Raw genomic sequence first — 5,977 nt, forward strand, 5'->3', positions numbered from 1 at the left:
CGACCAGAACCCGCCGATGACCAGGCCGACCAGGAGCCGCGCGACCAGCAGCACCCAGTACGCGGGCGCGGCCGCGGCAAGGAACCCGGCGACGGCGAGCAGGACCATCAGCGCGGCCAGGACCAGCCGCCGGTCGGTGCGTCCGATCGCGACGGTGACGACCGGCGCGGCGACCGCGGCGACGAGCCCGGGCACCGTCATCGTCCAGCCCGCGGTGCCGGCCGAGACGCCGAACGCGGCCGCGATCGGGGTCAGCAGGCCGATCGGCAGGATTTCCGTGGTGACGATGGCGAAGATGCCGACGGTCACGGCCAGGACCGCCAGCCGGTGCGAAGAGTTCATGCGGCCAGTAGATCGACATCGGCGCGCGCGGGCTGGCAGGTTTGCGACAGCTCGGGGTCACGGCGGATTCCCGCCGGTTTGAGCCTCACCCGATCGGGGCAGATCCGGGGTGCAGGTCGATCAAGGAGGTTCGATGGCCGAACGGCGTTGGCACTTCATCCCGACCACCGCCCCGTTGTGCTGGCTCTACCTGGGCGTGGGCGCGATTCTGCTCGTCTCCAGCGTCCTCACGCTCACCAGAGCGGAGACGGGCGCGCCCGTCCTGACGGTGATCGCCGCGGTGGCGGCCGTCGCGTTGATCGTCGTGGCCGCGATCGGCCTGGCGCGTCCCCGCCTGCGCGGGCGCTGACTCAGCGCGGGCGCCGCTTGGTGGTGGTGCGGCGCGGGGTGGTCGTCTTCTTCGTGGTGGCCGTCGGGGTGTGCGCCCGCGTCTGCGTCGACGTCGGCTCCGTCGTCGTCACCGGGGACTCCGTGGTCGCGGGCAGGCTCGTGGTCGGCGGCGTCGCCGTGGTGGTCTGCGGGATCAGCCGCCCGGTGCCCGATCCGCCGCCGGCACAGGCCGCGAGCAGCACAACCGCACCCAGGACGACTCCGCAGCACCAAATCCGCACCAGCGGACGTTAACAGCGCGGCGCGCGGGAAACCGGCGAACCGCGGTTTTCGCGGGACCGCATGATCAGCGCCGCGACGTGGTACACACACGGGTCTTCCCCGCGGTTCGCGTACGAATGCGGGGCGTCGGCGGGGAAGTACAGCGAGTCGCCCGCGTCCAGGACGTACTCCGCGTCGCCGACGCCCAGGTGCAGCGTCCCCGATTCGACGGCGACGAACTCGTGGGACCCCGGCGCGTAGGCGGGGAACGTGCCCGCGTCGCAGTGCGGCGGCAGGGTCGTGCGGATCCACTCGAAGTTGACGCCGGGGACGACCGGGGTGAGCACCGTGCGGTGCCAGCCGCCCGGCTCGGCGACATGCTCCTGCTCGGCGGCGCGGCGGACGATCACGCGGTCGGTTTCGAGGTCGGCCAGCAGCCGGGACAGCGACAGGCGGAGGCCGTCGGCGATCCGCGACAGCACCACGACCGTCGGCGTCTTCTCGCCGCGCTCGATGGCCGACAGCATGCTGACGCTGACCCCCGCCGTCCCGGCCAGCGCGGTCAGCGACAGCCCGCGGTCGGCGCGGAGTTCGTGCAAGCGGCGGCCGAGTACCTCGGGATCAATCATTCCTCTATGATAGCGATCATGTCCACTATAGAGGAAGCGACGGCCGCCGACGCCGAAGGTATCGCCGCCGTCTTCGCGCCGTACGCGACCGATTCGGTCGTCACGTTCGAGACCACGCCGCCCACCGCGGACCAGTGGCGCGTGAAGATCCGCGAAAGCGAGTGGCCCTTCCTCGTCCTCGCCGACGAAGGCGAGGTCCTCGGCTACGCGCTGGCCGCGCCGTGGCGCCCGAAGCCGGCGTACCGGCATTCGGTGGAGACGACGATCTACCTCGCGCCGGGCGCCACCGGCCGCGGCCTCGGCCGCCGGCTGCTCGACGAGCTGCTGAAGCGGTGCGGCGAAGCCGGGGCGCGGCAGGCGATCGCGGTGATCGTCGACTCCGGCAGCCCGGCCTCGCGGAACCTCCACCTCGCGGCCGGCTTCACCGACGCGGGCGTGCTGCGGCGCGTCGGGTTCAAGCAGGACCGCTGGCTCGACACCCTGCTGATGCAGCGCGAGCTGGGCTAACGGGACTTCGCCCGCAGGTGGAGCCGCTCCCCCTGCTTGCCGAACAGGCTGAGGATCTCCGCCGGCCGGTCGACCGCGCCGAACCAGTGCGGCAAGCGCGTGTCGAACTCCGCCGCCTCGCCGGGGCCCAGGACCATGTCACGGTCGGCCAGGACCAGCCGCAACCGTCCCGAAAGGACGTACAGCCACTCATAACCCTCGTGGACCTGGGGATCGGGCTCGCCAGTCTCCGGCTCCAGGATCATCTTGAACGCCTGGGGCGCGCCGGGCTGGCGGGTCAGCGGCAGGACGGTCATCGCCGCGCCGTTGTGGCGCGGGATGCGGCGGGCGGTGAGCCGGACGCGGGGGTCGCCGACCTCCGGGGCGCCCACCAGCTCGTCGAGCGGGACCTGGTGCGCCTGCGCGATCGGCAGCAGCAGCTCCAAGCTCGGCTTCCGCTGACCGGACTCCAGCCGGGACAGCGTGCTCTTCGAAATGCCCGTCGCCGTCGAGAGGTCGGCCAGGGTGACCCGCCGCTGGGTGCGGACCCGCTTGAGCCGGGGCCCGACTTCGGCCAGTGCCTGGGTGATCGCGTCCGTCATGCCTCCAGGAAACCCGCTTGTCCCGGAAACGGCAACATTAGTTGTCGGATTCGCGAGTCCGGGTTCATCGTGGCGGCATGACCGAAAACAGCTATGACGTCCTGGTGGTGGGCGGCGGGGCCGCCGGCCTGAACGCCGCCCTGATGCTGGGCCGCGCGCGGCGGCGGGTCGCCGTCGTCGACGCCCGGGCCCCGCGCAACGCCCCGGCCGAGCACATGCACGGCTTCCTTTCCCGGGACGGCCTGCCGCCGTCCGACCTGCTCGAGATCGGCCGCGCGGAACTCGCCGGCTACGGCGTCGACGTCCTCGAAGACAGCGTCACGCGGCTCGAGCCCGGCTTCACCGCCCGGCTCGCGAGCGGGCGGGAGCTGACCGCCCGGCGCGTCCTGGTCGCCACCGGCGTCCACGACGACCTGCCGGGCCTGCCCGGGCTGCGCGAAAGCTGGGGCACCGACGCGGTGACCTGCCCGTACTGCCACGGCTACGAGGTGCGCGACCAGCCGCTCGGCGTGCTCGGCACCGAACCGATGAGCGTCGAGCACGCGCTGCTGGTGCGCCAGTGGTCGCCCGACGTCGTCTACTTCGCCCACACCGCGCCACCGTCCGAAGCGGACCGCGAACGGCTCGACGCGCGCGGGATCCGGGTCGTCGACGGCGTCGTCGCCGCGGTGCGGCGCGCAGGCGGGCGGCTCACCGGGATCGAGCTCGGCGACCGCTTCGTCCCGCGGACGGCGCTGTTCCTGCGCACCCGGACCGTCCCGCACGACGAGCTGCTGCGCGGGCTCGGCTACGTCGAAGGCGACGTCGACCCCAGCGGGAAGACCAGCGTGCCGGGCGTGTGGGCGGCGGGGAACGTCGTCGACGCGCGGGCGACGGTGATCATCGCCGCGGCACAGGGCGCGGCCGCCGCGGGCGCGCTCAACCACGACCTCGTCACCGAGGACGTCGAGCGGGCGGTCGAGGCCTACGGCGGCTTCTCCCCCATGGCCGAACGCGCGGCCGCCGGCGCGCGCTAGCTTCCGGGAGCGGCGCGTGCCAGGCTCGGCGGGTGCGTCCGACCCTCTACGAATTCGCCGGCGGCGAGCCCGCGTTCCTCGCGCTGGCCGCCGCCCACCACGAGCGCTGCCTGGCCGACCCGGAGCTGAACCACCCGTTCTCGCACCCCGGGCAGCATCCGCAGCACGTCGAGCGACTGGCTCAGTACTGGGCCGAGGTCATGGGCGGGCCGCCGCGGTTCTCGCAGGAGTGCAGCGACCACTCCTCGATGCTGCGGATGCACGCCGGCAACGGCGACATGAGCGACCTCGGCCGCCGGTTCGTGAGCTGCTTCGTCCAGGCCGCGGACGACGCCGGCCTGCCCGCCGATCCGGAGTTCCGCGCCGCGCTGCGGGCCTACATGGAGTGGGCGGTGGCCGAGGTGCTCACCTACCCCGGCCCGGCCGTCGACGTCCCCGCTCAGCTGCCGATGCCGCAGTGGTCGTGGAACGGGTTGGTCTCGCTGTAACGCCGCGGGCCGCCGCCGCGTCTTGCAGGCGACGACCGGCTGTGGAGGTCCGTCGCCAGAGCCCGGTCCGGGCGGGTTCCCCCATCCACCCGGACCGGGCTCGTCCACTTCGTCCGAAACCCGCGAGCACCGCGGAGTGACCCGGGCCAGACTGGCGGCCATGCTCCTCGACCGGTACCTGCTCGCCAGCAAGGGTTTCGAAGACCACCTCCGCGCGGTGCCGGCCGGCGGCTGGCACGCGCCGACCCCGTGCACCGAGTGGGACGTGCGCGCGCTGGTGAACCACATGACCCGCGGGAACCTCAACTACGTCGGGCTCCTCGGCGGCGCGACCCGCGAGGAGTTCCTGGCCGCCCGCGACGCCGACGCGCTCGGGGCCGACCCCGTCACGGCGTTCACCGAGTCGGTGCGGGCGTGCGCGGACGCGTTAGCCGGGTCCGGCGTGCTGGACCGGGTCGTCGACTACCCGCTGGGCGAGCTGACCGGGCGGCGGGCACTGGCGGTCCGCACGGCCGACAGCACCGTGCACACCTGGGACCTCGCCCGCGCCCTCGGCCGCGACGAAACCCTCGACCCCGGTCTCGTCGCGTGGCTCGACGAGGACCACGACGCCATTTTCGCGGGGCTCGAGCTGAACTCGCGGGTCTTCGCCGCGCCGCTGCCCGGGGAGTCCGGCGAAGCGCGCCAGGACCGGGTGCTCAGGCGGTTCGGCCGGGATCCGCGCAGCCCAGCCGGGCGGCCAGCTCGGTGAGCGCCCCGCCGAGCGGACGGTCGACGCGCACGGACGCGTAGCGGTCACCGCGCGTTTCGCCGCGGTTGACGATCACCACCGGCTTGCCCGCCTTCGCCGCGTGGCGGACGAACCGGAGCCCGGACATCACCGTCAGGGACGAGCCGAGCACCAGCAGCGCCTCGGCGTCGTCGACCAGGCGGTAGCACTGCTCGACGCGCGGGCGCGGGACGTTCTCGCCGAAGAACACCACGTCCGGCTTGAGCACCCCGGACACGCAGTCCGCGCACGGCACGGTCGTGAAGCGGCGGACGACGTCGTCGGGCAGTTCGACGTCGCCATCGGGGTTGATGCGGGTGGCCGCGCCGTCGAAGGCGGCGTTCGCCGCACGCAGCCGGCGGTCCAGCTCCGCGCGCGGGCTCGTGCGGCGGCAGCCGAGGCAGATCACGCGGTCGAGGCTGCCGTGCAGCTCGATCGCGTCCGCCGTGCCCGCCGCCTGGTGCAGGCCGTCGACGTTCTGGGTGATGACGCCGTCGACGTACCCGCCTTCGCGCAGGGCGGTCACCGCGCGGTGGCCGTCGTTGGGGTCGGCGCGGGCGATCGTGCGCCAGCCGAGGTGGCTGCGCGCCCAGTACCGTTGCCGTCCCTCGGCGCTGGTGACGAACTCGTCGTAGGTCATCGGCGTGTGCCGGCGCAGGCTGCCGGTTTCGCCGCGGTAGTCGGGGATCCCGGACTCGGTGGACAGCCCGGCGCCGCTCAGCACGGCGACGCGGCCGCGCGCGACGACGTCGGTCAGCTCGTCGAGGCTGGACGTCCGCGGCAGCGGCGCGTCCGCCGACGTCCAGGAGAGGGTGGGGCGGGTCCGCACTAAGCCAGCGTACGTGGCCCGGCGAGGTGCTTCTCGAACCAGTGATCGGCGTAGTGCTCGTCGTTGAACGCCGTGACCTCCCGGTAGCCGGCCGCGCGGTACAGCCCGATCGCCTCGGTGAGCGCGCGGTTGGTCTCCAGCCGCAGCGTCCGGACGCCGTGCGCGGCGGCGTGCGCCTCCAGCTCGGCGAGCAGCCGCCGGCCCAGCCCGAGGCCGCGCGCCGAC

General features: G+C 73.6%; 11 protein-coding genes. 5 read left to right on the forward strand and 6 right to left on the reverse strand.

The features are described 5' to 3' along the window. Positions 1 to 342, reverse strand: a 342-nt coding sequence (locus G3I65_RS48310) for an MFS transporter (protein ID WP_160702240.1), incomplete at its 3' end; no start/stop codon positions are given. A gap of 133 nt (positions 343 to 475) precedes the next feature. Between G3I65_RS48310 and G3I65_RS48315 the strand changes: the two genes are divergently transcribed. Next, on the forward strand, positions 476 to 691 hold the full coding sequence (locus G3I65_RS48315; RefSeq protein WP_125307618.1) for a hypothetical protein: 216 nt from the start codon (positions 476 to 478) through the stop codon (positions 689 to 691). Position 692: 1 nt separating this feature from the next. Here G3I65_RS48315 and G3I65_RS48320 read toward each other — a convergent pair whose 3' ends face one another. Together G3I65_RS48320 and G3I65_RS48325 are read right to left on the reverse strand one after the other, a co-directional pair. Then, on the reverse strand, positions 693 to 953 hold the full coding sequence (locus G3I65_RS48320) for a hypothetical protein (RefSeq protein WP_160702242.1): 261 nt from the start codon (positions 951 to 953) through the stop codon (positions 693 to 695). Between the two features lie 9 nt (positions 954 to 962). Continuing rightward, a complete protein-coding gene (locus G3I65_RS48325) occupies positions 963 to 1,562 on the reverse strand; it encodes a helix-turn-helix domain-containing protein (RefSeq protein ID WP_160702244.1) in 600 nt (199 codons plus the stop codon). Between the two features lie 18 nt (positions 1,563 to 1,580). On the opposite strand from G3I65_RS48325, the gene G3I65_RS48330 reads away from it, so the two are divergent. After that, the gene (locus G3I65_RS48330) at positions 1,581 to 2,069 is read left to right on the forward strand and encodes a GNAT family N-acetyltransferase (protein ID WP_160702246.1); all 489 of its coding nucleotides are present in this window, start codon (positions 1,581 to 1,583) and stop codon (positions 2,067 to 2,069) included. On the opposite strand, the gene G3I65_RS48335 is transcribed toward G3I65_RS48330, so the two are convergent. After that, positions 2,066 to 2,650 carry a helix-turn-helix domain-containing protein gene (locus tag G3I65_RS48335; protein WP_160702248.1) on the reverse strand — a complete coding sequence of 195 codons (585 nt, stop codon included), beginning with the start codon at positions 2,648 to 2,650 and terminating at the stop codon, positions 2,066 to 2,068. The two genes, G3I65_RS48330 and G3I65_RS48335, sit on opposite strands and share 4 nt — an antisense overlap. 77 nt (positions 2,651 to 2,727) lie before the next feature. Between G3I65_RS48335 and G3I65_RS48340 the strand changes: the two genes are divergently transcribed. The 3 genes from G3I65_RS48340 to G3I65_RS48350 all read left to right on the forward strand — a co-directional run bounded on the left by G3I65_RS48340 (position 2,728) and on the right by G3I65_RS48350 (position 4,905). Further along, on the forward strand, positions 2,728 to 3,666 hold the full coding sequence (locus G3I65_RS48340) for an NAD(P)/FAD-dependent oxidoreductase (RefSeq protein WP_160702250.1): 939 nt from the start codon (positions 2,728 to 2,730) through the stop codon (positions 3,664 to 3,666). A 32-nt stretch (positions 3,667 to 3,698) separates the two neighbouring features. Then, positions 3,699 to 4,154, forward strand: a complete 456-nt coding sequence (locus G3I65_RS48345; protein WP_160702252.1) for a group II truncated hemoglobin — start codon at positions 3,699 to 3,701, stop codon at positions 4,152 to 4,154. 160 nt (positions 4,155 to 4,314) lie between these two features. Further along, positions 4,315 to 4,905: a TIGR03086 family metal-binding protein gene (locus G3I65_RS48350; protein WP_160702254.1), complete on the forward strand. Its 591-nt coding sequence runs from the start codon at positions 4,315 to 4,317 to the stop codon at positions 4,903 to 4,905. Here the strand turns inward: G3I65_RS48350 and G3I65_RS48355 are convergent. Together G3I65_RS48355 and G3I65_RS48360 are read right to left on the reverse strand one after the other, a co-directional pair. Further along, a complete protein-coding gene (locus G3I65_RS48355; RefSeq protein WP_160702256.1) occupies positions 4,853 to 5,752 on the reverse strand; it encodes an NAD-dependent protein deacetylase in 900 nt (299 codons plus the stop codon). The genes G3I65_RS48350 and G3I65_RS48355 overlap by 53 nt on opposite strands. Further along, on the reverse strand, positions 5,752 to 5,977 hold a 226-nt coding region (locus tag G3I65_RS48360; protein WP_160702258.1), incomplete at its 5' end, for a GNAT family N-acetyltransferase. The genes G3I65_RS48355 and G3I65_RS48360, both read right to left, overlap by 1 nt.

The organism is Amycolatopsis sp. SID8362 (assembly GCF_010550475.1).
GTDB classification, from domain to species: Bacteria; Actinomycetota; Actinomycetes; order Mycobacteriales; family Pseudonocardiaceae; genus Amycolatopsis; species Amycolatopsis eburnea.

Coding starts and splice junctions, on each gene's coding strand:
- G3I65_RS48315 (WP_125307618.1), top strand. CDS start 476: ATGGCCGAACGGCGTTGGCACTTCATCCCGACCACCGCCCCGTTGTGC.
- G3I65_RS48325 (WP_160702244.1), bottom strand. CDS start 1,562: ATGATTGATCCCGAGGTACTCGGCCGCCGCTTGCACGAACTCCGCGCC.
- G3I65_RS48330 (WP_160702246.1), top strand. CDS start 1,581: ATGTCCACTATAGAGGAAGCGACGGCCGCCGACGCCGAAGGTATCGCC.
- G3I65_RS48335 (WP_160702248.1), bottom strand. CDS start 2,650: ATGACGGACGCGATCACCCAGGCACTGGCCGAAGTCGGGCCCCGGCTC.
- G3I65_RS48340 (WP_160702250.1), top strand. CDS start 2,728: ATGACCGAAAACAGCTATGACGTCCTGGTGGTGGGCGGCGGGGCCGCC.
- G3I65_RS48350 (WP_160702254.1), top strand. CDS start 4,315: ATGCTCCTCGACCGGTACCTGCTCGCCAGCAAGGGTTTCGAAGACCAC.